Source organism: Chitinophaga sp. MM2321 (assembly GCF_964033635.1).
Taxonomy (GTDB): domain Bacteria; phylum Bacteroidota; class Bacteroidia; order Chitinophagales; family Chitinophagaceae; genus Chitinophaga.
The window spans coordinates 2105178-2130094 of sequence record NZ_OZ035533.1 but is presented as its reverse complement, the minus strand read 5'-3'; the positions used below and the strand labels follow the sequence as shown (position 1 = coordinate 2130094).

At 44.0% G+C, this 24917-nt stretch carries 18 protein-coding genes and 1 tRNA gene; 4 read left to right on the top strand and 15 right to left on the bottom strand.

Going from position 1 to position 24917, the window contains the following annotated elements:
- Positions 1-72: 72 nt before the first annotated feature.
- The 3 genes from ABQ275_RS08255 to ABQ275_RS08245 all read left to right on the top strand — a co-directional run bounded on the left by ABQ275_RS08255 (position 73) and on the right by ABQ275_RS08245 (position 5022).
- Positions 73-1053 carry a helix-turn-helix domain-containing protein gene (locus tag ABQ275_RS08255; RefSeq protein ID WP_349317810.1) on the top strand — a complete coding sequence of 327 codons (981 nt, stop codon included), beginning with the start codon at positions 73-75 and terminating at the stop codon, positions 1051-1053.
- 43 nt (positions 1054-1096) lie between these two features.
- Positions 1097-2749 carry an acyl-CoA dehydrogenase family protein gene (locus tag ABQ275_RS08250; protein WP_349317809.1) on the top strand — a complete coding sequence of 551 codons (1653 nt, stop codon included), beginning with the start codon at positions 1097-1099 and terminating at the stop codon, positions 2747-2749.
- 101 nt (positions 2750-2850) lie between these two features.
- Positions 2851-5022 carry a TonB-dependent receptor gene (locus ABQ275_RS08245; RefSeq protein WP_349317808.1) on the top strand — a complete coding sequence of 724 codons (2172 nt, stop codon included), beginning with the start codon at positions 2851-2853 and terminating at the stop codon, positions 5020-5022.
- Between the two features lie 146 nt (positions 5023-5168).
- Here the strand turns inward: ABQ275_RS08245 and ABQ275_RS08240 are convergent, their stop codons facing one another.
- The 12 genes from ABQ275_RS08240 to ABQ275_RS08185 form a co-directional block, all read right to left on the bottom strand.
- Positions 5169-6341 (bottom strand): N-6 DNA methylase, encoded by a 1173-nt coding sequence (locus ABQ275_RS08240; protein WP_349317807.1) that lies wholly within the window; start codon positions 6339-6341, stop codon positions 5169-5171.
- Between the two features lie 6 nt (positions 6342-6347).
- A complete protein-coding gene (locus tag ABQ275_RS08235; protein ID WP_349317806.1) occupies positions 6348-7214 on the bottom strand; it encodes a hypothetical protein in 867 nt (288 codons plus the stop codon).
- On the bottom strand, positions 7214-8929 hold the full coding sequence (locus tag ABQ275_RS08230) for a hypothetical protein (protein WP_349317805.1): 1716 nt from the start codon (positions 8927-8929) through the stop codon (positions 7214-7216). Before ABQ275_RS08230 ends, ABQ275_RS08235 begins: the two co-directional genes overlap by 1 nt.
- Before the next feature lie 867 nt (positions 8930-9796).
- A tRNA-Leu gene (locus tag ABQ275_RS08225) sits at positions 9797-9880 on the bottom strand.
- A 95-nt stretch (positions 9881-9975) separates the two neighbouring features.
- Positions 9976-10380: a carbohydrate-binding protein gene (locus ABQ275_RS08220; RefSeq protein WP_349317804.1), complete on the bottom strand. Its 405-nt coding sequence runs from the start codon at positions 10378-10380 to the stop codon at positions 9976-9978.
- Between the two features lie 220 nt (positions 10381-10600).
- On the bottom strand, positions 10601-11665 hold the full coding sequence (locus tag ABQ275_RS08215) for a glycoside hydrolase family 76 protein (RefSeq protein ID WP_349317803.1): 1065 nt from the start codon (positions 11663-11665) through the stop codon (positions 10601-10603).
- A gap of 112 nt (positions 11666-11777) precedes the next feature.
- A complete protein-coding gene (locus tag ABQ275_RS08210; RefSeq protein ID WP_349317802.1) occupies positions 11778-12923 on the bottom strand; it encodes a glycoside hydrolase family 76 protein in 1146 nt (381 codons plus the stop codon).
- Positions 12924-12930: 7 nt separating this feature from the next.
- Positions 12931-14064, bottom strand: a complete 1134-nt coding sequence (locus tag ABQ275_RS08205; protein WP_349317801.1) for a SusE domain-containing protein — start codon at positions 14062-14064, stop codon at positions 12931-12933.
- A gap of 26 nt (positions 14065-14090) precedes the next feature.
- Positions 14091-15698 carry a RagB/SusD family nutrient uptake outer membrane protein gene (locus ABQ275_RS08200; protein WP_349317800.1) on the bottom strand — a complete coding sequence of 536 codons (1608 nt, stop codon included), beginning with the start codon at positions 15696-15698 and terminating at the stop codon, positions 14091-14093.
- 19 nt (positions 15699-15717) lie between these two features.
- Positions 15718-19212 carry a TonB-dependent receptor gene (locus tag ABQ275_RS08195; RefSeq protein WP_349317799.1) on the bottom strand — a complete coding sequence of 1165 codons (3495 nt, stop codon included), beginning with the start codon at positions 19210-19212 and terminating at the stop codon, positions 15718-15720.
- Between the two features lie 79 nt (positions 19213-19291).
- A complete protein-coding gene (locus ABQ275_RS08190; protein WP_349317798.1) occupies positions 19292-20308 on the bottom strand; it encodes a FecR domain-containing protein in 1017 nt (338 codons plus the stop codon).
- A gap of 82 nt (positions 20309-20390) precedes the next feature.
- On the bottom strand, positions 20391-20999 hold the full coding sequence (locus ABQ275_RS08185; RefSeq protein ID WP_349317797.1) for an RNA polymerase sigma-70 factor: 609 nt from the start codon (positions 20997-20999) through the stop codon (positions 20391-20393).
- 504 nt (positions 21000-21503) lie between these two features.
- Here ABQ275_RS08185 and ABQ275_RS08180 point away from each other — a divergent pair.
- Positions 21504-22628, top strand: coding sequence for a peptidoglycan bridge formation glycyltransferase FemA/FemB family protein (locus ABQ275_RS08180; RefSeq protein ID WP_349317796.1), 1125 nt, complete (start codon positions 21504-21506; stop codon positions 22626-22628).
- 9 nt (positions 22629-22637) lie between these two features.
- On the opposite strand, the gene ABQ275_RS08175 is transcribed toward ABQ275_RS08180, so the two are convergent.
- From ABQ275_RS08175 to ABQ275_RS08165, 3 genes are all read right to left on the bottom strand, one after another.
- Positions 22638-23402, bottom strand: coding sequence for an SDR family oxidoreductase (locus ABQ275_RS08175; RefSeq protein ID WP_349317795.1), 765 nt, complete (start codon positions 23400-23402; stop codon positions 22638-22640).
- A 97-nt stretch (positions 23403-23499) separates the two neighbouring features.
- Entirely contained in the window at positions 23500-24402 is a 903-nt protein-coding gene (locus tag ABQ275_RS08170) for a helix-turn-helix transcriptional regulator (protein ID WP_349317794.1), read from the bottom strand.
- 51 nt (positions 24403-24453) lie between these two features.
- On the bottom strand, positions 24454-24774 hold the full coding sequence (locus ABQ275_RS08165) for a hypothetical protein (protein ID WP_349317793.1): 321 nt from the start codon (positions 24772-24774) through the stop codon (positions 24454-24456).
- Positions 24775-24917: the final 143 nt, after the last annotated feature.

The following is a 24917-nucleotide window of genomic DNA, read 5'->3' as shown; positions in this document are numbered from 1 at the left end:
GCCGGTTTCAGGACGTGCAGATGCGACATTTTAAGGGGTTGATCGCGACTTTTTATTCCTTATCTTTATTCTATGAAACACATCACCATACTTGTTCCCAACGAGGCTGTCTTAGCCAGTATTTCAGATCCGCGCTATATGTTCACCGCCGTAAACGGATTCCTGGAAGCAGCCGGCAAAGCGCCGATGTTCCATGTTCAACTGGCAGGACTTTCCCCGGAAGTGCGGCTGAACAATGGCGTGTTTACCGTACATACGGACCTGCTGATACAGGATATAAAAAAGACGGATCTCATCTTCATACCAGCCCTGAGCGGCGACCTGAAACAATCGCTGGAAATCAATAAAGCATTTCTCCCCTGGATTGTTGATCAATATAAAAACGGCGCCGAAGTAGCCAGTCTTTGTATCGGGGCTTTTCTACTCGCAGCAACCGGTTTATTAAACGGAAAAGAATGTTCCAGTCACTGGCAAACAGCCAATGAATTCAGGAGCATGTTCCCGGAAGTAACCCTGGTAGACGGCAGGATCATTACAGAAGAAGATGGCCTGTATTCCAGCGGTGGCGCCAACTCCTACTGGAATCTCCTCGTATATCTTGTGGAGAAATATGCCAACCGCGAAACCGCTATTCTCGCCTCCAAAGTATTTGCAGTAGAGATAGACAGGAAAAGCCAGTCGCCCTTTATTATGTTTACCGGACAAAAGAAACATGAAGATGAACCGATAAAAAATGCACAGGAATTTATTGAACATAATGTAGCCGATAAAATATCCGTTGAAGACCTGGCGCTGAAATACGCCATCGGAAAACGTCACTTCGAAAGACGTTTTAAAAAAGCAACCAACAACACCCCTGTTGAATATATACAAAGAGTAAAAATTGAGGCCGCAAAAAAACACTTTGAAACCAGCAGCAAAAACGTAAATGAAGTGATGTATGATGTAGGTTATTCTGACACCAAATCTTTCAGATCCGTTTTTAAAAAGATAACCGGTCTGTCACCGATTGATTACAGGAACCGGTATAACAGAGCGGCGGTTGTGGAATAACATCATGGAATAATTTTGATTGGAGTATCAAAAATCGCCCCTTATGCTTTCTTCCGGTTTTGATTTTCAGAAGTCCATCAACCAGGTTCCCGTTATTGAAGATTATAATTCATTTACCACCCATGAAGTGCTTCAAGATGCGGTAAATGCCTATGGTGGCAGCTGGATAAATGAGCAGGCCACAGCTTTTGGAAAGATCATGGGAAGCCACCCTATGCAGGAAGCGGGTAACCTGGCCAATAAAAATTTACCGGTACTGAAAACCCACGACCGTTTTGGCAACCGTTTGGATGTAGTGGAATTTCATCCGGCTTATCACGAGATGATGGAAGTTTCCATCAGGCACCAGGTCCATTCCATTGCCTGGACCTCCAATAGGAGCGGCGCTTACCTGGCGCATAGTGTACTGGCGTATCTGAAACAGCAAATAGATGAAGGCAGCAGTTGCCCGTTGACCATGACCTTCGCTGTTGTGCCTTCCCTGAAAATAGTAGCAGACATAGCCGAAGAATGGCTGCCACTGGTACTTTCAAATGAATATGATGCACGGCACATTCCTTACTTTGATAAAAAAGGCGTTACGTTTGGTATGGCCATGACCGAACCGCAAGGTGGCAGCGATGTGCGTGCCAATCTCACTTTCGCCAAACCCATGGGTCATGGAATTTATAAAATTACCGGGAGAAAATGGTTTTGCAGTGCGCCCATGAGTGACGCATTCCTGATCCTGGCGCAAACAGATAAAGGGCTGAGCTGCTTCCTGGTACCCAGGTTCACCCTGGAAGGAGAAAAAAACAAACTCTATTTCCAAAGATTAAAAGATAAACTGGGCAACAAATCAAATGCATCAGGCGAAGTTGAATTTCATGAAGCATGGGGAAAAATAATTGGAGATGAAGGCCGCGGTGTAGCCAACATCATGGAAATGGTACGTCATACCCGGCTGGATTGTGCTATCGGTTCGGCTGCCACCATGCAAAGAGCATTAACAGAAGTCATCCATCACTGCAACTACAGAAGCGTTTTCGGAAAAAAACTGATAGACCAGCCTTTAATGAAAAATGTGCTGGCAGATCTGTGCCTGGAATCTGAAGCTGCTACCACATTAGCGATGCGCCTGGCAAAAGGTTTTGATGATGCCATCTTTGATGAAGAAGCCATGCATTTTACACGGATTGCCACAGCCATTGGAAAATTCTGGAACACAAAAAGAGCGGTACTGGTATTAGGAGAAGCATTGGAATGTATTGGTGGAAATGGCTACGTGGAAGAGTCGATTATGCCAAGATTATACCGGGATGTTCCTGTCAATGCCATCTGGGAGGGCTCAGGCAATATTCAGGCGCTGGATGTTTTGCGTGCCATGCATAAAGAGCCTGCGAGTAAGGAAGCACTCATGAACTACTTCCGGAAAGCAAAGGGCCTCGATCCTACTTTAGACCTTCACCTGGCGGATTTACAACAGTTAATGACCAACCCGGCAGCATATGAATTCAACGCACGGATCATGGTAGAAAAAATGGCTTTAGCCATTCAAGCTATTGAATTAATTCAAATAGCACCGCCATCTATTGCGCAATTGTTTTGCGAATCGAGACTTTCGGAGAAACGGAATTTAACCTGGGGTACACTGGCACATGAAAACATCTTGCATGAAGTGATCAACCGGATATCCCTGATAAAAAAATATGATTAGAAGTGCCATGGAGGATCAGTATATTTGCTCCCATGAAATGGCTCATGATCATATTTTCCTTGTACGTGCTGACCACTTAGACTTAGATTGTTAACAGACGAATGATAAAGTTATTTAGCAGCATACTGATACTGTGCTTTGCCCAGTTATGCCTGGCGCAGAACACCTTCAGGGCCGTCATAAAAGATGCAGATACAAAAGCGCCAATGGCCGGGGCTACTGCTGTTCTGGCTGGCACCAGTAAAGGTGCAAAAGCAGACAACAATGGAATAGTAACCATTAATGGTATTCCTAATGGGAAGCACGTCATTATCTGTAGTTTTTTGGGATACCAGGAGAAGACTGATACATTTTCTTTTCCGTTAACCGCTGACTCGGTGGTTGTTTTCCTGGATCACGCCGGAGAAGAGATGGAAGAAGTGGTTATTTCTTCTACCAGAAGTAACCGTAGTATAGAGGATATTCCCACCCGCGTTGAATTTATAGCCGGGGAAGAGCTGGAAGAGAAAGCGAATATGAAGCCTGGTGATATCCGGATGATGCTCAATGAAAGCACTGGTATTCAAACGCAACAGGTTTCGGCCACGTCTGCCAACTCCAGTATCCGTATACAAGGTCTTGATGGCCGCTATACACAGATTCTTAAAGACGGATTTCCCTTATATGCCGGATTTTCGGGAGGCTTGGGGCTATTGCAAACCCCGCCGCTGGACCTGAAGCAGGTAGAAGTGATCAAAGGATCTGCCTCTACGCTGTATGGTGGAGGTGCCATTGCAGGGTTAGTAAACCTGATATCAAAAGCACCAACGGAGGAACGGGAACTGCGATTCCTGCTCAATGGTACATCTGCGGGAGGGCTGGACATTAATGGTTATTATGGCCAACGGTTCGACAAGGTAGGGGTAACAATCTATGCTTCCCGGAATAGTAACAAACCCTATGATCCTTCCAACACAGGGTTTACGGCTATTCCTGAATTTGAGCGGTATGTTATCAATCCGAAGCTGTTTGTGTATTTCAGCCCAAAGACCAAAATGAATCTGGGATTAAATTTCATCACCGAGGACCGGACCGGTGGCGACATCCTTTATATTAAAGGACGGGGAGACAGTACCCACAGCTATTATGAGAAGAATAAGAGTAATCGTTTCTCCACACAATTTGCCTTTGATCATCAGTTTAGCGAAGGAAACAGTCTGACTGTAAAAAATTCCGTGAACAGCTTTAAGCGAAAAATTTCCATTCCGGATTATACTTTTGATGGCCAGCAGTGGTCCTCATATACGGAAGCTACGTATAGCCATCAACGGGAGAATACAGACTGGGTTGCAGGTATCAATCTATATACCGATAATTTTAAGGAAGAGCAGACGGATACCCTTCCGGGGCGGAATTATGATCAGCATACACTGGGCGCTTTTGTTCAGAATACCTGGAAAGCTAATGCCTGGCTGCAGTTAGAAACCGGTCTGCGGGGCGATTATGTGGTTGACTATGGCTTGGTGCTGCTACCCCGTCTATCTGCCTTGTTTAAAATATCACCGAAACTTTCATCCAGACTGGGCGGTGGCCTCGGATATAAAACGCCTACAATTTTCACAGAGGAAACAGAACGCATCCAGTATAAATCCGTATTGCCCATAAATCCTGATGCCAATAAGCTGGAGAAATCTTATGGCGTAAACTTTGATTTTAATTATAAAACGGCCTTGTTTGATGATAAAGTGAGTTTCAGTATAAATCAACTCTTCTTCTACACCCGTATTAATGATCCTTTATTACTCAACAGTGTCCCGGGTAATTTATACAGATTGGAAAATGTGAAGGGATTTATAGATACCAAAGGCTGGGAAACAAATGTCAAATTCGGTTACGATGATTTTAAACTATTTATTGGTTATACTTTTACGGATGCGCAATTAAATGATAACGGCACAAAGAGAGAAAACCCGCTTACGGCACGTCATCGGCTGAATAATGTATTGATGTACGAAATGGAAGATAAGTGGAAGCTTGGACTGGAAGCCTACTACTACAGCAAGCAGGCGCTCAGTGATGGCACTACCGGCAAGCCTTACTGGATATGCGGATTCATGGCAGAACGTTTATGGGAACGGTTTTCTTTGTTTATAAACTTTGAAAACTTCATGGATACCCGGCAAACCCGTTTCGATAGTATATATACCGGAACTGTCACGCATCCGGTGTTTAGAGATATCTATGCTCCGCTGGATGGTTTCGTTGTAAATGGTGGATTGAAATTAAAATTATGATGCGCAGATAAAATTAAAAAAGCCTTGTAAGTAATAGAAACTTACAAGGCTTTTTAGTGCCCAGAACTGGATTCACATCTTGTTCCGGGTGAATATATTGTGAGTTATTTGTGTCAATGAGGTGTCTATTTCAATATACCAAAATTTCAAACATTGATTGGGAAGTTTAATATATCATTTTTACTTATAACCTTCGCACAAACCCCATGAGATATTGCCTGTAGCCAGCTTTGTCCCACCTCTGAAATAAGAGCATTCCAAACTTGATCACGATGTTCTGGTGCCACTCTAATTCTATAAATACAATCGGAATATAATGCTTTCCCTTGTGTGACCATTGAAACTTTTCCAATATTACCTACTCTCGACAATAAAATGTCTCCTTTTTGGGTGAGCCGAAATTTCCCTTCAATAATTTTGCTGGATTTTAAGCGTAAGCATTTTTCCATGTGCACCATATTAGTAGTATGTACATAAGATTTACCTGAATTTTTTAATTCTTTATGTGTTAAACTACCTCGTTGAACATCTGCACTTAAATCCCTTAAGGCTAGTGTTTGGCGTTTACATCTCTTAAATGAAGCTTGCCAAGAATGAAATTTAAAATCCATTCTATCTACCAAAGAGGCATGATCAACATCAATAGAATTGATAATGGTGCCTTTATTATCTGATAGAAACAACGTTGTATTAGGCTTTAGGGGCTTTTGCTTTTCGATATATAGTATATGTGTTAGGGCTTCCGTTTTAGGGAAAATATTTTCGGGTAATTGTATAATTCCCTTAATATGGTATTCCTGAATTAACGCTGCCCTAAAGTTCTCAAATTCTTTCCCTGTGATAAGGCTATCAGGCAGAATTATTCCAATTTCACCATTGGCTTTTACTAATTGCAAATTCTTCGCTAAGAAGATAATGTCTGATGTTAAAATCCTTAATTTTCTACAGGCATCTAAGTTAGCATCATGAAATAAGCTATCATAGCACAGTTCATTTCTTACCTTGAGATAAGGTGGATTGCAGATCGCAATGTCAACAGATCCATTTTTGAGATTTAATTTCTCAGATACATTTTCTTTAATAGTGTCAATATGAAAAGTATTGATAAAAGGCAATTCCTCTTTTATCTTTTCTAGGGAATTATGATCCACGTCAGCCACATAATAAGACGCATTGGCCCACCTACTTAAGGCAGCTTTTATTAAGGAACCGCCACCTACTCCAAGTTCCAAAATTGATGTGGGCTCCTTAGTAGAAAAAGTGTTTACTAAAAGCTCAGAAAATAATTCTGCCGTATAATATCTCCCTAATAAATCCATCCTATTTTATATGCTTTGATAATATTTATAATATTTTGAGTATGCCGCCTGCATAGTTAACTTAGGCTTAGGTGGATTCAATTTTGAGTAAAATGTATCAAAATATTGCCCAAATAACTGTTTGTCTTTATCGAAATCCCATGTCCATATTGGATTCGGTATTTTGTGACTCCCTTCCACTAAAAGTCTATTTAGTATCCTTTCCATCAACAAATTGTTGGTAATTCTAACAGTGTTGTGGCATACAGTTACAAGTTGTTGCAACATTGTGAAATCGAACTTGATTGGCTTCTCAATATGTGACTGATGCTTATTTAGCCCCAAACTAATGGCATTCTTCGAGCCAAATTTACCAAATCTATGGACAATACAGTGCCTAAGCTCACATATTTCACTAAACTGAGTTAATGTTTCTTGGAGGTCGGGAGGTATTTGTGAATCTTGCAACGTTAAATTTAGAAAGTTCTTAAACGAGTCAATCAAATTTTTTCTACCTGCGAAAGATATATCCTCAAATAAGGCCTCGGGCAACATTAAATCATCAACTGCCAAAACTGCACCATATGAAACCTGCCGTTTCTCACAGGCTTCCCTGCATTTGTCATCTATCAAAATAAGTCTACGAAATAATGCGCGAAAATAGCTTTCTATTGCAGATATATATCCGAGTATGATCAAGTTTCCTAAAACTTGGGAGGGAGTCGCTGTGAAAAGTTTGTTTATCTCAGTTCCATTTGATATGAAGCTATCGATTGGCGAAAAATCAGATTCTTTATGTTTTATGTCAATCGCATTTCTCAGGTCGTAGCCAACAACGCCTGCCATAACTGAGTTTGCCTTCAATTCGAAAATAGCTTTTTTATCTTTTCCCATTATGCTAAGAATTCATCAACAGTTTTGACTACTTCACTATATATTTTTGTGGATTTCACTTCCCCAATTCTAGGAATTTTACGGAGCGTTGCAGCTGGATCTTGTAGAGCAAGAAAATCTCCTATTACATTGAGTCCTATTTCCTTAACTTTTACTTTTTGCCAATCTGTTAAAGGAAGTGCATCAACTGAAATTTTTAAGCATTTCTCAAATGCGGATTGATTGACTAATTCCTTACCACAATTATGACAAAATCGTTGCTCTACAGTTAATCTTGGGGTATTACAGGATTGGCAAGGAGGCAGATCTAACGTAAGTCCATCTAATTCTTCCTTGTCTAATAATGTATTGAGTACCCTTCTAACAGGGTGTTTCTTGGATTTTTTCTTAATATTATTTAAGGTTTCTGAGAAACTTGTGCCGTGACCTTGAGAGAAGGTTCTATTCTGTATTAGAAATAAGATGTGAGGAATATATCTTTTATATTCTCTCTTTTCGCCTTTCTCTTGTACACCGTGCTTCACTGGAACCTCCTCATAAAGCAGTCCTGCTTCAATGAGAAATCTTACCATTCTGCTTGCGAGTTTGATACTATCGATACTTTCAGATTGAATGCCAATCACAATATTTTTGTACTCACCAGAAGTTTTATTTTCTTCCTTGATACACTCAATAATATTCTTGAATAAACTATTTCCTGTTTCAATTACCTTCCGATATTGGACAAGTTTTTTCTCAATCGAGAGATATTCTGTTTCAATAAATTTTGCCTGCTGATCTATTGCTGCATTAAATTTTGCAAGTGTACTTTTATCAGGATTCCCTTTGTAATTTCTAAGGAGGCTTATAAAAGCTCTTGGAACACCAAAAGAGGCATATTTAAAAAGCTCGATTATTTCAGTACTGATTCCACTTTTGTATTGTACAAATCTTTGCTCTACCAAACTATCCATAAATGAAGAGTAAGTTGAGTTCTCTACCCCTAACCAACATGGTACCATCTCTGCATCTTGGCCTACATGAAATCTTGGTCCATATTGAGTAGTGCCAGGATATACTGATGCTTTTGGAGAAATCCCTTTAGTTTTTAAGCTTCTTACTATATCGAAGAATTCTACTAAATATTCAGGCGTTAATGATAACGCGGCATCATCCAGCATCAATACTACTCGCTTCCTTTTATAATGGTTACAAAGCTGTTCTAGACAGTCTATAACCTTGTGAATAGTTAGATCAACAATAAGGCTATCATTGCTCAATTGCGATGCACGTAGTTTTTCTGCCTTTTCTACGAAAGTTGTCACCGCCTCTTTGGACAGTGACCTTGGAGAGTTCGCAAAAAGAGAATAATCATCTTTTCGTTCTTCAATCAGTGCGTAACAACTGAGGATTATTTTGGACAAAACCCAAGTATGAAATACTTGCAATGCATTTGGAACCTTAGTTAAAAATGGCTCCAAATGATAATACTTCGTAAACGAAACAAATATTGAAAGCGGTTTAGAATTATCTTTATTACACAATAAATGGGCGATTTTCATTTGGTGCGTTTTGCCAGTACCCCTAGGCCCAACCAAAAGTTTTGCTCCAACTCCTAGTAGTTTCTTTTGGATGAAGTCAAAATGCTGATTATGGACGTTCCATAATTCTAGATTATTGTCTTCTATATAGTCTGACCTTTCTTCAAATTCCTTCTCATCAAGGAAATCTGTCATAAATGAATATATTATATATTATGTATTTATACTATTCAACTCTTCGAAGCTAAAAGTATCCTATAAAATTTACGAAAATATAAAACTATTTCGGAAAAAGATTTTAAAGTATATATGTTAACGCCTTGAGGCGCTTTTCTTAGCGCCAGCAAGTTGTATGGTTGTTACACAACCTCTTGAAAAGCTGCCTCCAATGTCGGCGCTTTTATCAGAAAGAATCGATCGGGGCTCGCGATTATCTACATTCAAATCCGAAAATAATTATAAAGAATTCGGTAGGCTAATAGCCTGTCGATCTTAAAAATCCAATATAATTTACGATTCAATCAACTGAACAAGACTATTTTGGAACCACACTTTTACCTCAGCGGCTACTTTTTTCATCATCGTTTTCTCGGCATTACTTAACGCGGCTGCCCCTCTGGAATCCTTATCCCGATCATTAATTAACCTCATTTTCCGGTAGAACGTTGGGGTGCTCCAATTGCATTCCTCACACATTCTTTCCCGGGAAAAAAACCGGGGTATGGGTAAAAACACTATGTAATTCAGAAAGACAGTTTGGATTCTTATTTATCGTGATTGTCAAATTTGATTGATGAAAAAGAAAGAATAACTGAAAAGACGGTGACCTCTCTTTTGCTCCGGACTTCGATATTTCCACCTAGTAAATCAGCATATTGTTTGCACAAGTATAGCCCCAACCCTACTTCGGCTTTACCGCATTCCAATGTCTGATAAGGCTCAAAAATTGTCTGGAGCTTTTACGTGTCGCAAATAGTGTAAAAAAAGTGGGTAAAAGCGTAGAAAAACGACATTGACACAAATAAAAAAAGGTTGTAAGTCAATAGCTTACAACCTTTTTAGTGCCCAGAACTGGATTCGAACCAGCACACCGTTGCCGGCGCTGCGACCTGAACACAGTGCGTCTACCAATTTCGCCATCTGGGCAACTGATATTGTGTCAGGGAGCGCAAAGATAAGCAGCCGTTTCATTTTTCCAAAAAATAGCAAACATTTTTTTCCGGCTAACGGAAATGCCTATATCAATAATTATAAATAAAGGAGAAAGATGTAATGCTAAAGGCGATCTCACCGCGTGCTACCAGGTACAGATCATGTACTCCTTCTGCATGTCGGAGGTTGCCGGTGAGCTTCAGGGCGTAGGTGCTGTCGCCTGTATAGGGAATATCCAGCGTGCCGATAATTTTGCCCTTGGGTTTGTCGATCCGGAACTCCAGCTTTGCATTGCTCTTTTTATGCTCACAGGCTACTTCTACTTTAAAACCAATTTCACCCAGGCTGAGGTTCACCTGCGTAAAGCTCAGATAACTCCCTTCCTTCATCTTAAATTCCGTTGAACGCTCCCCCTTTTTACCCGCCGGGGCAGCCGTCTGTCCATAGACAGTCAACTGCACAAAGGCAAGCAAAAGAAAAAGGATTAGCCGCATAGGAATAGGATAGGTTTACGCTATAGCTTAAAAAACGGAACAGGTACACCCTATTCCCCTTAAAGTAATGATAATAATCATAAAATTAAGAAATTATGTAATATTATATCAAAATAATAACAGCCCATTACAGGGCATCCCTCGTTTCGGGCATCCTGCAATAAAAAGCCGCCTGCAGTAAAGATCTGCACACGGCTTATTCATATCTCCCAAAAAAATATTACAGCGTTGCTAACCTGGCATAGATCTCCATCATCCCTGCCTGTCCAAGCAATTCCTTTTCGGGGCGCTTACCCAACATGTTATTACGTTTATCACGATCCTGCTCCCAAACATTATCCGCATACGTCTGCATGGCATTGATATAGCGTTTATCATTATCTACTTTATACAGCGCCTCATATCCCCGCAGCAGCACCGCATTAAACCAATAGGAAGAATTAAACCTGCCATTATGGAAAAAACGCGCATAACTGCCGGCTGCAATCGTCTGTGCTTCCTTCAGGTACTGCGCATTCCGCGTAATACGATACAGCTTTACATTGGCTTCCAGCATAGTTCCTGTATTATAGGTATACACCGCAGAATCAATACGGTTATGCTCTTCCGGCTTGATGGCATCCCAATAAACGCCCTGCGGATCACGCAGGTACTTATTTACCCAATTGTATAAAAGCATGGCGGTATCGAGGTAGGCTTTCTTATGGGTGGCTTCATACAACTGCAACGCCAGCAGGATACCCGGGCCATTGGAACAGGTATTTTTGGTGGTCTTATCCCCTTCTTTCCAGTACAAACCGCCGCCGGTAATGGTATCGTAGCCCGTCATCATAAACCGGTAAATTTCATCACCCTTCTGCATAAACGATTTTTTCCGGGTACGTTGCCAGGCATCCAGGTAGGCAATACCGATCCACTGATTGTCGTCGTAGTAGCGGTCCTCCCGCCTTTCGCTCACCACATAGGATGCATAGCCCGGTGCCGGCGGAATAGGATCGTAATACTGATCAATGGCGGCTACCACCGGCTGCATATACGACTTTCCCGGATGCAGGCGCTCCATTTCATTGGCGGCCTGAATCAGGGCACAGAGACCCCAAAGATCTGCATGCAGGTTATTATTCTTCGCCGGATCACTGGTTTGAATAAATAACTTTGTTTTGCTGTTATACAGATATTTATACACCGCTGCATGCAGCTCATCTGCCCGTTGCGCATTGGTTTGCGCAAAGCCACCGGCTGCATACAACAGACAGCATAACGTAATAATGGTTCTTCTCAACACGATAAAATATTTTCGGATTTTTAAATGTTGGAATTTATAAATGCAGCGGAGCACAAAATTCAGATTCGCTGCATTTATAAATTCCAACATCTCAAAGTCGTAAATTAAAAAATTATTTAAGCAGTCCCATTTCTTTTAACCTCGCCGCCGCTTCTATGACCATGGCGCCACTCAGTTGTGTTGTGAGATCGCTGGTAGTACTGGTGGTCTGCCAGTTGGTGTTAAAGAGCAGCTGCGGCCTGGAAGTACCTTGCAGCCAAAGGGTTTCGGCATTCAGTTGCAGGAAGCTGGCATATTTTGCAGCATCGGTACTACTCAGACTTCCATCGGTAATCAGCAACATCAGGTAACGCACCAGCACACCTTTGAATAAACCGCCATCACCACCACCTTCTTCTTTCAGGATATTATTCTTCGTGAAATTGCCGCCCAATGCATTATTCGCGGTTCTCACCGCATCGTTGATATACATGGCCTCGCCGGTGAGCTTATACAATTCAACACCTGCACCTATAAATACGCCCTGGTTGTAGGTAAACAGCCAGCTCTTATTCACGGTACCGCTGCCGTCCTGGTTAAGTCCGTCCCACACCATACCGGTGGCAGGATCTACCAGGTTGCTTTTCTGCCAGTCATAAATTTTCTTTGCCCACATCAGGTCATCCGGCTGCTGACTTACCCCATACATCCTGCAAGCAATGATACAGGCGGGGGCATTAGCGGGTGTATTCTTATAGTTCTTGCTTTTATCCTTGTTCCAGTGAATACCACCACCCCATACTTCATCCCAACCGCCTTTGATATCGTTCCATAATAATACGGCCACATCTTTATAACGGGGATCGGCGGTGGCTTCGTATGCGCGCAAACAGGCCAGTGTCATCCATTCCATATCATCATAAAAGTAGTTGATGTAAGTGTTGCCGTTCTTTGCTTTTACGCCGTCCAGCAAGTCATCCATCCGCTTTTTGATCGCAGGGTCATTTTTGCGCAGATAACCATCTACCAGTACATCCAGTGCATGTGCATTGGGCCAGTAGTTAAAGTTTGTTTTGCCTGCGCTGTTTTCATTGAAATACTTTTCCTGGTTCCAGAAATTGCCGGTAAGGGCATTCTGTGTGGAATCGGCGATCATGGCCCAATCAAAGGCGTAATGCGCTTTCTCCGGATTCGGACCGGGACCATCGTCTACCGGCTCTTTTAAACAGGATGCGAATGCTAATGCCAATACTACCATAAAATATCGTGTATGCTTCATAGTTATATTATTTAACAATCACTTCGTGGGTGTAATTTTTGTCAGGCGCAAAAGTTACGATTACGTCACAGTTTTTATTATCTGCTTCTGATGCAAATTTGTAGCAATAATTCCACTGGTCGTTATTGCTGATTGGATGAAACTCCCAGAAGCTGAGCGGAGTACCCGCAGTAGGACGGTTATTATCTGCATTGGAACTGCCAAACCATTCTTCACCGGGCGTACCATCACTACCTATTACGGCTACACGGAATTTGTAACGTTCATCACGACCCCACGATTCTTGTTTGAAAGTGATCGGCTGATTACGGAACGCCCAGATGCTGTTGCCTTCATAAGACAGGTCGTAGATAAACTTGTTCAGCGGCGCAAACCAAAGCCCGATACCGGTTATCTCTGTACTTGCTGCTGCTGCATTGTTGAAATCCAGCCGCAGGCGGTATACTTTGGTACCTGTTGTTTGTTCTGATTCACCCCCTTCCTTTACAGCTGTTCCGCTGATAGAATAAGTGCTGGGCGTGCCGGTGTTCCTGTTGACGAAATGATATTTACCATTTTTCAGAGAAGTATACACTTCGTATACACCCGGGGAAACAGCTTTCAGCTTGATGGCCTTGGCCAGGTCAGTACCCGCTTCCGTGGCTTCTCCTGTCAGGAAAACATCCAGCGGAATTTCAGCAAAACCATTTGGCCTTTCTACTTCAATCAGTTTTGACTCCGCCGCTGGCTGAATGTTGTATCCTTTGGATGCCAGTACCGTCCATTTTATTTTACCGGTAGCCAGTGAAGCAATACCAGCTTTCCCGGCAATGCTGTTAAGATCTTTGTGAGATAAGGTGAGCTTATTCTGTACCCCGCCTCCGTCTGCAGCAAACTTTGCTACGGGTGAAGAGAAGTCGCCACCCTCTTTATCAAAAGCTACTTCATATAATACCAGCGAACCGTCTTCTGCACGCGCCTGATCCCATTCAAAGCTCACGCTCGCACTGGTTGTAGGTTGCAGCTTTATGTATTTATTATCCAAAGGAGCGGTGAGTTTTTCCACCGGCTGCATATTGGTATTAAGTGTATAGTTGTCCTTTTTACAAGCAGTAAACAGTATGCTTAAAATGGAACATGCTGTGATAATATATTGCTTCATATACGTACTTTTTTTAGGTGGATGAATTACCAGTCTTGATTCTGTGAAAGGTTTTTATTCTGATCGCGCTCAAATGTAGGTACCGGCCAGAGGTTATGTTTAGGATCTGTAAACAGCCTGTTCTCTACAATGATGTAACCATTTGCATCTTTATTGAAAGAGCCGGAAGTTACTTTGATTCCTCTCACAGGTTTATTCAGTACCTGGTCAGCGATCTTCCAGCGACGGATATCAAAGATGCGAAGTCCTTCAAAAGTCAGCTCTGCTCTCCTTTCCCGGCGGATGATGGTCCGCTGCTGATCGGCTGTCCAGGCGGCATTGAACTCAGTGGCGCTGGCATCTGTGAATCCGGCGCGTACACGCAAAGCCCGGACTGTCTGATTCCAGATAGCAGCACTCAGCTGCCCCTGCTCCATCTTCGCTTCTGCATACATCAGCAGTATATCGGCATACCGGAAGAGGATGAGGTTCAGGCCCGACTGGTAATTGGTGGCGCTGCGGTCATAATACTTATAGAAATAGTAACCGGTAGGTGATGCGCCCTGATCATCCACGCTATTGGTAGCGGGTACGGAACCCGGTTGCGTGAGGATCGTTTGCTGCGCCCCGTTGAAATCTGTTACGATAGACCCATGATGCAGGATAGTGGCTTCAAAGCGCGGGTCCCTGTTTACATACGGATTGCTCTCCACATATCCGGAACCAGCTTCATTGATCCCTTTACCATTCCCCATCACGTAATCGTTTACAAGATCCTGTGTAGGTACCAGCACACTTCTCAGGGCAGCAATGGTTTGTGGGAGGAACTGCCGTTGCTTGTCGTACGTTCTGCCACCGCCATATTGCAGGTCCATGATCACTTCAGGATTGTATTCATTGGCAACGGTAAACAGGTTGCTGTAGCTGGGGAACAGGCTGTAAACGCCGTTCTCTGTTGTATTGATCAGCAGTTCACAGTCACTCACTACTCCCGGCCACTCGCTGCGGAACAGGTGTACGCGGGCACTCAGCGCAATAGCCGCACCACGGGTCACACGGCCGCGGTCTTTTTCCGCCAGCTGCGTATTCGTGGGCAAGTCTTTCTGAATATCGGCCAGCTCCTGTAATACAAACTGCTGCACGGTGTTTTTATCCGTACGTGCAATAACACGGGACTGCTCAATAGAGATAAGGTCCGTATAAAAAGGTACATCGCCGTACCAGGCAGTGAGCTGAAAATAAGCATAGGCACGTATAAACCGGGCCTCTGCTACGATCCGGCGTTTCAGGGTACTATCCATTCCGGGTACACGGTCTGCATTGGCAGTAACGGTGTTGCACCTACGAATAGTTGTAAAGTAATAACCCCAGGTATCTTTTACACGGGCATTGGAACCATCGTAACCGCCGTTGGAAATGGAGGTTACATTCAGTAATCCGCTACCGCTGTTATAAGCGTTATCGCTCAGGGCTTCATCACCAAAAAAGTAATCATCTTTGGAGAGATGCTCATAACAGGCGGTCAATGCGTCCAGCGCATCCTGTGAATCACGCCAGTAAGCCGTTTCAGTAAACTCCCGCGTGATAGGCTGGTCCAGCTTACGACAACCGGACATGCCCGCCGCGAGTAATATTATCAATAGTAACTTCTTCATACAATAGATTGTTTAAGCATCAGAACTTTACATCCAAACCAAAAGCAAAGGTGGCAGCATTGGGATAATTACGTCCTGCAATAGGATTGTAACTAGCATTACCCAGCTTGTCATCAAATTGCGTAAACTCAGGATCTACCCCCAGCTCACGGAATCGTTTAGGCATTATTGTTATGAGGTTCTGGCTGGTGAAATAAACCCGTACACCCTGGATCTTCGCCTTGTCCAGCAATGATTTCGGCAGGTTATATCCTACCTGTAAATTTTTAAGGCGCAGGTATTTGGTGTCAAACATCCAGTAATCGGAGTATGCAAAATTGTTGGCATCTGCCGCACCAATAGTGAGACGCGGATAAGTAGCGCCGGGATTGGTAGGCGTCCAGCGGTCCAGGTGTTGGATCATGGCATGGTCTTCATTGTTATGGAAGGCCTCTACGATGTCACCCCGCAGGAACTGGGATCTTTTGCCCACCCCTTGCCAGAACATGGTCATGTCAAAGTTCTTCCAGCTCACACTATAGGTAAAACCAAAAGTATAGCGGGGGAAAGGATTACCAAATACATAGCGGTCGCTTTCATCGATCACGCCATCGCCATTGCGGTCGATATATTTTATATCTCCCGGCATTACCTGCTGGTTATATGCGAAAGGCACTTTTGGCGCACTTTTCAGATCATCCAGGTTCTGATACAGGCCATTGGATTTATATCCATAGTACGAAGCAATGGGGAAACCTTCTTTGATGATATAAGTAAAATCGCTGCCGCGGATTGATTCCTGTCCGAACTTGATGACCTTATTCAGGTTATCAGCCAGGTTAAAACCAAAGGAATGATTAAAAGCGCCTGTCCTGGTGCGATACGTCAATGCCAGCTCCCAACCTTTGTTATTTACTTTACCCACATTTTCCAGTGGCGCATCTGTACCGGCAGTACCGGGAACGGTCTGGAAAAGGTAAATGCCGGTGGTCATCTTTTCAAAATAATCGAAAGATGCGGTGAGCTTACCTTTAAAGAAATCCGCATCCACGCCGTAGTTGCTCATCGCGGAAATTTCCCACTGCAACAGATCATTATAGGTTGAAAAAGTGGAGCCGGTTACCGGTGAATTGTTGAACGCATAATAACCCGAATTGATATTCACCCTGGCCAGGTAGTTGAATCCGCCGATAGTGGAATTACCCACCTGTCCCCAGGAATAGCGCAGTTTTACATTACCCACCTTGTCTTTTATTCCCTGCATAAAGGCTTCATCTGTCAGTCTCCATCCCAGTGAAAACGCGGGGAAGAACTGCCAGCGATGACCCGGCGCCAGTTTGGAAGAACCATCATACCGCCAGGTAAATTCTGCCAGGTATTTATCATTATATACATAGTTTACCCTTCCGAATAAAGAGTTCAATGCATACAGGTTAGGATTGGTAAAATCGTTGTACGTACCTATCTGTGCATAGTCGTAGGTACCATCCGCTTTGGGAATATATCCACCCCCGATAGACCAGTCCTTATCAAGATTAGTGGTACCAAAACGATCCCCACGGAAGCCATAGCCTTCATTTACCGCATCACTGCGCACACCTACCTGTCCTTTCACATAATGACGACCGAAAGTATTTTCATACTCCGCAGTGGCGTACACGTTAGTATAGAGGTCCTTGTATTCACTCTGATGCATTTCATTATACAGTGGCGGATTAGCCGTGGTATAATAAGGTGCGTAACTGAACTTGTTGATACGGCGGGTTTCATTGTTGATATTGTAATTACCGGATGCATTCAGGTTGATCTTAAAATGATCTGCCGGGGTAATCACCACATCCAATCCACCCATCAGGTTATCCATAGCATTCATTTTATAACCGCCTTCACCCAGCTGTGCAAACACACTGTTACTGGTAAGACTGGGTACTACCCAGTTACCCAACGAATCCTTCACCGGATAAATACGGGGAACACGCATGGCATCACGCATCAGGAGTCCCATATCAAATACCTGTGTGCGGGTGTTGGAGCGCGTGTAAGCTACGTTTCCGGATACTTTCACATATTTGCTTACGTCTATGGATACATTCAGGCGTGCATTGTAGCGTTTATAATAAAATTCCTGGTCTGATGGCAGCCACTTGTTTTGCAACATGTTGCCCTGGTCTACATAACCCAGTGACAACAGGTAGCTACTGGTTTTACCACCACCGGTAACGCTCAGACTATGGTTCTGCTGTGGTGTATATTCCCGCACCATTTCACGCAGCATGGCCGGTTCGGAGCCACGGTCGTGCCAGGATTTAATATCAGCGGGCGCAAACTGCGGTGTTTTACCGGAGTTGACCAATGCTTCATTTTTTAGGGTCATGTACTGCCATGCTTCTACCTGCCGGGGCAAAGTAGTAGGTGTTTGCCAGCCGTACATACCATTGTACTGCACCGTAGGACGCTCGTCTTTCTTTCCCCTTTTTGTAGTGATGTAGATCACGCCATTTGCCGCCTGTGACCCGTAGATAGCCGCAGATGCAGCATCTTTCAGCACAGAAATATTTTCCACATCATAAGGATTCAGGTTTTGCAAACCGGTGTTACCTGCCTGCACCCCATCAATAATCACCAGGGGTGCGTTGCCTGTTAAGCTACCCACACCGCGGATATTCATATTGATAGTGGCGCCCGGCTCGGCCGTGTTCTGTTGGATAATCAGGTTAGGTGCAAGTCCCTGTAAAGCCTGGAACATACTGGTAGCAGGCCGGCTGGTAATATCTTTGTTAGAGATCGTACTGATGGCGGCTGTTACCTGTGTTCTTTTCTGCTGACCATAAGCAGTGATCACAATCTCGTTCAGGTCTTTTGCATCTTCCGTGAGCATGGCTACTATATGGGTTCTTCCATTGATATTTATCTCCGCAGGAATATATCCTACAGAAGAAAAAATCAGGATACCATTGGCCTGTGCGGCAGGTATCTTTAAGGAATAAACGCCATCCCTGTTGGTCACCGTACCGATGCTCAGGCCCTGTACACGCACGTTTACATTGGGTATCCCTTCTCCTTTGTTGTTGACAACACGGCCGGAGATGGCTAGTTCCTGTTGCTGATCATCCAGTGTAGCAAGACTTGTTTGTTTCAGGATGATTTTGTTGCTGATCATCTCATACCGGATATTCAGCGGCAGCAGGATCATCTGGAGAACATCGTCCAGTTTATTATTTTTTACATTCAGCGAAATCCTTTGTGATGCTTTGATTTCATCGTTGGAATAGACAAACACCAGGGATGTTTGCTGCTCAATTATTTCGAGTACTTGTCCGAGGCTGGCATTTTCTACCTGCAAGCTCACGACATAATTCATTCCGCTTTCCCGTTCTTTCACCTGTTGGTCCGATGGCGGTCTGCGCATACCCGAAGCATAGGCTATCTGCGCGTGCAGATCCAGCACGCTCAGGAATACCAGGCACATTACCAGCGAAAGGAAAGGCGATCGAAAAGAAGGCCCGCAAAGAGCTTTGATCAGTTCTTTTCTCATAACGTAGTGGTCAATTAATAATTAGTGAATAGGAAATTATTTATCAGCAAAAACAATCAGGCATTCGTATAACAAGTATTTATTCTGCAATAACAAGTGTACTATCAGTAATGGTATAATGAAATGCTTTTGAACGGCTCAGGTAATACATAATATCTTCCAGCGAGTTATTATGGAAAGATCCTGTAAGCCGGAACTGGCGCGGTGCTTTGGCTTCAAATATGACCCGCTTGCTAAAGTTCCTTTCCAGGCTATAGCCGATTTCTTCCAGGGTGGCGTTTCTGAAAATCAGGCGTCCTTCTGTCCAGGCTTTATCTTCATTGCCGATGGTGGTACCTTTTACGAGCGTTCCGCTGCTGGAAGTGTAGGTCACTTTCACATCGGGTGTAATAAGAATGGTGTCTCCTATTTTCCGGGTGCCTTCATACCTGGGAATAAAGGCCACCTTACCCGTTACCACAGCCGTTTGTACCGGTTCATTATTATATGCACGGATATTAAAGGAAGTGCCTAGTACTTTAATCGTACCTTTTTTCAGGTGAATAATAAAAGGGCGTTCCACATTGTTGGCTACATCAAAAAAGGCTTCCCCTTCGAGGTATACTTCACGGTTGCTGCTATTGAACTTGCGGGGATAAGTGAGTACGCTCGCAGCATTCAGCCATATTTTACTGCCATCGGCCAATGTGATAAATGATTTGATCCCTTTACCATTGCTGCGTTTGAGCCACTGGGTGTTCATGGCTGTTTTTTTAGCGGAGCTACCTTTAAACAGGTACAGGCCACCAGCCAGGATTCCTATTACGCTTGCTGCCGCTGCCCATTTCCAGGCAGATAACTGCCATTTTTTGTGTTGGGGAGATGGGATGGCATCTTCCTGTGATCTGATTTTTGCCAATGTACGTTGCAACACCAGCTCGGTGTTCTCCGCCGCCCGGTTGCCGGGGTCGGTGAAGTAGTTAGCGAGCAGGGTGTAACGTTCCGCTAATTCCGGGTATTGCGTCAGCAAGGCATCCAGCTCCTGCTTTTCCGCCACAGTAGCCACTCCTGTAAGTACATGTGTGGCCAGGTTGATAAATTTCTCTTCGTGGATCATAAAATGGAATCGTATACGATACCAAGGACAGGTAAAGGAGAGGGAATTACTTACAAGCGGGAAAAATATTTTTTTGGGGGGATCAGACAAAGTACGACAATGCCAATAAGATCAGCAACGGCGGCAATATGTTCCGGCCCTTGTGCAGCCTTGACAAACCATCATTAAGACGGCGCATGGCCCTAAAAAGCTGTGTTTCTACGGTTCTGGGAGAGATATTGAGGATCTGGGCTACTTCTTTATATTTAAAACCATCTTCTTTGATGAGTTTAAAGATCCGGCGGCACTGTTCCGGCAGTGATTCCACGATCTGGTCCATCTTAAAACGCATCTCTTTCCATTCCAGGTCACGTTCCAGGTCTACGCTGTTGCGGAGATTGGCCATACCGGATTCATGCAGCGGCACAATGCGGAGATGGGAATACTGTTCGAGATAATTGAGCGAATGATTTTTTACGGCAACAAAAAGATATACCTGGAGATTATTTACTTTGTCGAGCTCGCTGCGACGGTTCCATAGCTTCACAAAAACGTCCGACACAATTTCTTCCGCCGCTTCGGTGACATGCACATACTGTACACAAAAATGAATGAGGCGGTCATAAAAATGGCGAAACAAACAGGCAAATGCCTGCTCGTCATCATTTTGGTTGATCCGGTGTTGCCATTCAGAAATGTCAGCCCTGTTCATTGGTTGCTAAAACGTTTATGCTAACTTAATAAAAAAAATCAATCTTTTAACATTCTCTTACCATTTGTGCCTGTCACCCTGATTCGGTGTATCCCGCAAATTGTACTCACGGCGGATTTTACTGCTCCGCCACAAGAACAGCAAAATGTCATCTTCGCTACCCCAGGAAGTAAAAAATATTTTTTTCGTACCTTTGCGCCGGCATGTTACACTGCATATCATATCGCCCGATAGATTGCACGGATAAGTCTCTGGCTTATTGCGTGCCGGTGCCGCCTGTAGCGGATACTGCCCCCTTTTTCTGCTTTTGTAAGAAACTGTATTTCGTCTCTAATTACAAAGACTTTCATACAAAAGCCCCGAACCATTTATAGTTTATTACCATGTTCGGGGGAATCCCATTTTATCTTTTTTTATCATGCTTTCACCGCGAGGTTAAATGATTATTTCATTTAACAAAAAGTGATAATATCAGCATGATCATCATTGCTAATACGGTCAGAAATGAATATCAAAGTCAGTAAAAAAGAAATAGAACAGGTGAATAAAACACCTATACTGCAACAAACGGCCTTTTGGTCGGAAGTGAAGACCCGACAGGGGTTGATGTCGAGTGCCTTTGATTTTAAGGTAGCAAAAAGTGAATTATTTACAGATACACCTGAACATAAATTTGTAGAGAGCGATGTGCTGGTGATCATCCGGCAGATCAATGATGAATATTGCATGGCCTATGTGCCCTACGGCCCTGAAACGGAGCCCCATATGGACCGCCAGGGCGTTTTCCTGGAAGAATTATCGGAGTCCCTCCGTCCGTTGCTGCCCAATAAATGTATTATGATCCGTTATGATCTGGCATGGCAGTCGCACTGGTCTATGGACGAGCAATATTTTGACGAACAAGGTATCTGGACAGGCCCTCCCGGCAAAAAGATGCAGGAACTACGCTTTAACTATAACACACAGAACTGGAACCTGAAAAAGACGAACAGCGACATCCTCCCATCCAATACTATTTTTATGGATTTAAAGAGAGATGAACATGTTTTGCTGGAAAATATGAAGACCAAAACCAGGTACAATATTCAGCTGGCAAAAAGGAAAGGCGTAACGGTAAAATCCTCCGGATTGGAAGATATCACCACGTGGTACGACCTATACACGCAAACTTCGGCCAGGAACGGTATTTGTCAGGATGACATTAATTATTTCAAGACCGTATTAACCGCCCGCGCCAGCAACACCAACTCCCCTGCGGAAGTTGAAATGCTGCTGGCAGAAGCAGACGGCATGCCGTTGGCCGCCATGTTCCTCGTGGTGTCTGGCAACAGGGGTACCTATCTCTATGGCGCCTCTGCCAATATGAACCGGAACTATATGGGCACCTACCTCCTGCAATGGGAAGCGATGCGGCGCGCCAAACAAAAAGGCTGCACCGAATACGACTTCTTCGGCGTGTCTCCTACCCCTGACCCACAACATCCGTTGTATGGCCTGTATAAGTTTAAAAGGGGCTTTGGCGGTGAAATGTACCACCGCATGGGATGTTGGGATTATCCCCTGCATGAAGCCCAATATATTGCCTTTACAGCGGCAGAACTGAGCAGCAAGGGATACCACGTGAGGTAAAATGACGGATTACAAAAAGAGGCCGCCCGACGCTTCAATTCTTTGTGCAGTAATCCAGCGGGCTTCCGGTGTACAAAGGAAAGCAACAATACCGCCTATATCATCCGGCTGCCCTACCCTGCCCAGGGCAGTAAAGGAGCTCATAACAGTTTCCAGCTGCGGCTGATGCGCAAAAGCATTTTTTGTAAAGTCGGTATGCGTAATACCCGGCGCCACTGCATTCACCGTAATGCCCCGGTGACCCAGTTCCTTGGCCAGGTATTTTGTGAGCACTTCCACCGCGCCTTTCATGGCTGCATAAGCAGCATAGCCGGGTGTTGCAAACCTGGTTAAGCCCGTAGAAAGATTGATGATCCTGCCGTTATCATTGATAAAAGGCAGGGCTTTCTGGGTGAGGAAATAGACGCCTTTGAAATGCACATTCATCAGGGCATCAAATGCGTTTTCAGTGGTATCAGGGAACAGGGAATGCGCGTCAATACCGGCGTTGTTGACCAGGAAATCGAACTGGTGCCGGTTCCACTTTTCTTTCAGGATGCTGCCCAGCGATTGGAAGAAAGTATCAAAGGAGGAGGTATCTGCGACGTCGAGTTGCAACAGGGCAGCCTTTCTGCCGGTTTTTTCAATAGTGGCCACCACTGCTTCGGCCTCTTCTTTATTACTACGGTATACCGCAATAATATCTACACCACTTGCTGCGAGTTTCAAAGCCATGTTCTTTCCTAAGCCGCGATTGGCACCGGTTACGAGTGCTATTTTGTTATTGGATTCCATTTGAATAACTATTTTGAATGATTGATACAGCAAAGGTAGCATGGGCATGGCCCTGCATGCTTGCGGGTATCAAATCAATACTAGCGAAATTCAAATATCAGGACCGGAATGCGGTGGGTGTAAGCAGCGTATGTTTTTTAAAGAGATAATTAAAGTGAGAGGGATCTTCAAATCCCAGGCTCCAGGCAATTTCTGAAATGTTCCTATCGGTATGTTTCAGCATTACTTTGGCCTCTTTTACCAATCGCTCCGCAATGAGTACGGTAGTGGTTTTGCCGGTAACGTCCTTTAATACTTTGTTGAGATAATTGACATGTACCGACAACTGGCTGGCATAATCCTTTGCTGCCCGCAGTTTCAGCTGTTGCCGCGGAGACTCAACGGGGAACTGCCTTTCCAGGAGTTCCGTAAAAAGCGCAGAAATTCTGCCGGCTGCATTGGAATCAGTATACAAGGTAGTAACAGGCTGCAACTTCTGCCCGTTGTGGATGAGTTCTATCACATAGTTCCGGAGCAGGTCATATTTATATACATAGTCGCTGTTCATTTCCTTAAACATTTTAAGGAAGATATGCTCCACCTCCTTTACCTGCTCAGCTGTAAGAGATAGTACAGGATGACCTCCCGGACTGAATACCGGCAGCTGTTGCAACAGCAGGTCACTACTGTTTTTTGTCAGAAAATCTTCTGTAAAGATGCAGAAATAACCACCCTGTACATCGCTCAACGGTTGCCAGTTATAAGGTATTTTAGGCGTCGCAAAAAGAAGGGCATGCGCTTCAATATCAATGACTTTGTCGGCATATTCCGCCCTGTTTTTTCCTATGATCAGGCTAATCTTATAATAGGCCCGGCGGTCGTAAGGCATGGGCGCCGCCTTTTCTCCGGCAAAATGAGCGGTTTCAAACACGTTGAAATGCCCTATTTCTTTCGGCACATTCTCCGGTACGGAAGCAGCAGTTTCTGCATAAAAATCCTGGATCGACTTTATATCTGCCATACTGCAAAGTTGCATTATTCACCTGATATAATAACCGGCAGCGCCCTTTAGCTATTTTATCAGGGATAGGATCTTTTCTGCCGGGGCCACCCGGCCTTTCAGCATACTTCCTATCCCTGCATGACGGCCACAGCAGGCTGCAACCACTTTCCTGGCCAGGAAATCCGCCAGGTCGGGACTTGTCCAATCCACTGTTTTCATCCCGTAAGCAGTGATAAAAACCTGTTTTACCACCTCCCCTGCATCGGAATAATCTTTCACCTTCAGGTAGGCAAGATAAAACAGCGACTTATAATACTTCCCGTATGCTGCTTCAAATGCCTTGTCATTATTGCCGGAAGAAGCCCTGGCTGGGGTTGGGAAAATTTTCATAGCCATTTCATGGTTTAAAAGATAATTGACGTTTACTGCTTGTCATCAATATTACAGCTTCCAAAAGTGCGAAGTGTTAACCATTTCTAAACGCTACAAGTTTTTTTAAAAATAATTCCCTACCCCCAGCGAAAATGCGCAAG

Excerpts from the sequence above, each read along its gene's own strand:
- ABQ275_RS08250 (WP_349317809.1), top strand. The coding sequence starts at position 1,097 with ATGCTTTCTTCCGGTTTTGATTTTCAGAAGTCCATCAACCAGGTTCCC.
- ABQ275_RS08255 (WP_349317810.1), top strand. The coding sequence starts at position 73 with ATGAAACACATCACCATACTTGTTCCCAACGAGGCTGTCTTAGCCAGT.
- ABQ275_RS08240 (WP_349317807.1), bottom strand. The coding sequence starts at position 6,341 with ATGGATTTATTAGGGAGATATTATACGGCAGAATTATTTTCTGAGCTT.
- ABQ275_RS08230 (WP_349317805.1), bottom strand. The coding sequence starts at position 8,929 with ATGACAGATTTCCTTGATGAGAAGGAATTTGAAGAAAGGTCAGACTAT.
- ABQ275_RS08220 (WP_349317804.1), bottom strand. The coding sequence starts at position 10,380 with ATGCGGCTAATCCTTTTTCTTTTGCTTGCCTTTGTGCAGTTGACTGTC.
- ABQ275_RS08210 (WP_349317802.1), bottom strand. The coding sequence starts at position 12,923 with ATGAAGCATACACGATATTTTATGGTAGTATTGGCATTAGCATTCGCA.
- ABQ275_RS08200 (WP_349317800.1), bottom strand. The coding sequence starts at position 15,698 with ATGAAGAAGTTACTATTGATAATATTACTCGCGGCGGGCATGTCCGGT.
- ABQ275_RS08180 (WP_349317796.1), top strand. The coding sequence starts at position 21,504 with ATGAATATCAAAGTCAGTAAAAAAGAAATAGAACAGGTGAATAAAACA.
- ABQ275_RS08175 (WP_349317795.1), bottom strand. The coding sequence starts at position 23,402 with ATGGAATCCAATAACAAAATAGCACTCGTAACCGGTGCCAATCGCGGC.
- ABQ275_RS08195 (WP_349317799.1), bottom strand. The coding sequence starts at position 19,212 with ATGAGAAAAGAACTGATCAAAGCTCTTTGCGGGCCTTCTTTTCGATCG.
- ABQ275_RS08165 (WP_349317793.1), bottom strand. The coding sequence starts at position 24,774 with ATGAAAATTTTCCCAACCCCAGCCAGGGCTTCTTCCGGCAATAATGAC.
- ABQ275_RS08245 (WP_349317808.1), top strand. The coding sequence starts at position 2,851 with ATGATAAAGTTATTTAGCAGCATACTGATACTGTGCTTTGCCCAGTTA.
- ABQ275_RS08205 (WP_349317801.1), bottom strand. The coding sequence starts at position 14,064 with ATGAAGCAATATATTATCACAGCATGTTCCATTTTAAGCATACTGTTT.
- ABQ275_RS08170 (WP_349317794.1), bottom strand. The coding sequence starts at position 24,402 with ATGGCAGATATAAAGTCGATCCAGGATTTTTATGCAGAAACTGCTGCT.
- ABQ275_RS08185 (WP_349317797.1), bottom strand. The coding sequence starts at position 20,999 with ATGAACAGGGCTGACATTTCTGAATGGCAACACCGGATCAACCAAAAT.
- ABQ275_RS08235 (WP_349317806.1), bottom strand. The coding sequence starts at position 7,214 with ATGGGAAAAGATAAAAAAGCTATTTTCGAATTGAAGGCAAACTCAGTT.
- ABQ275_RS08190 (WP_349317798.1), bottom strand. The coding sequence starts at position 20,308 with ATGATCCACGAAGAGAAATTTATCAACCTGGCCACACATGTACTTACA.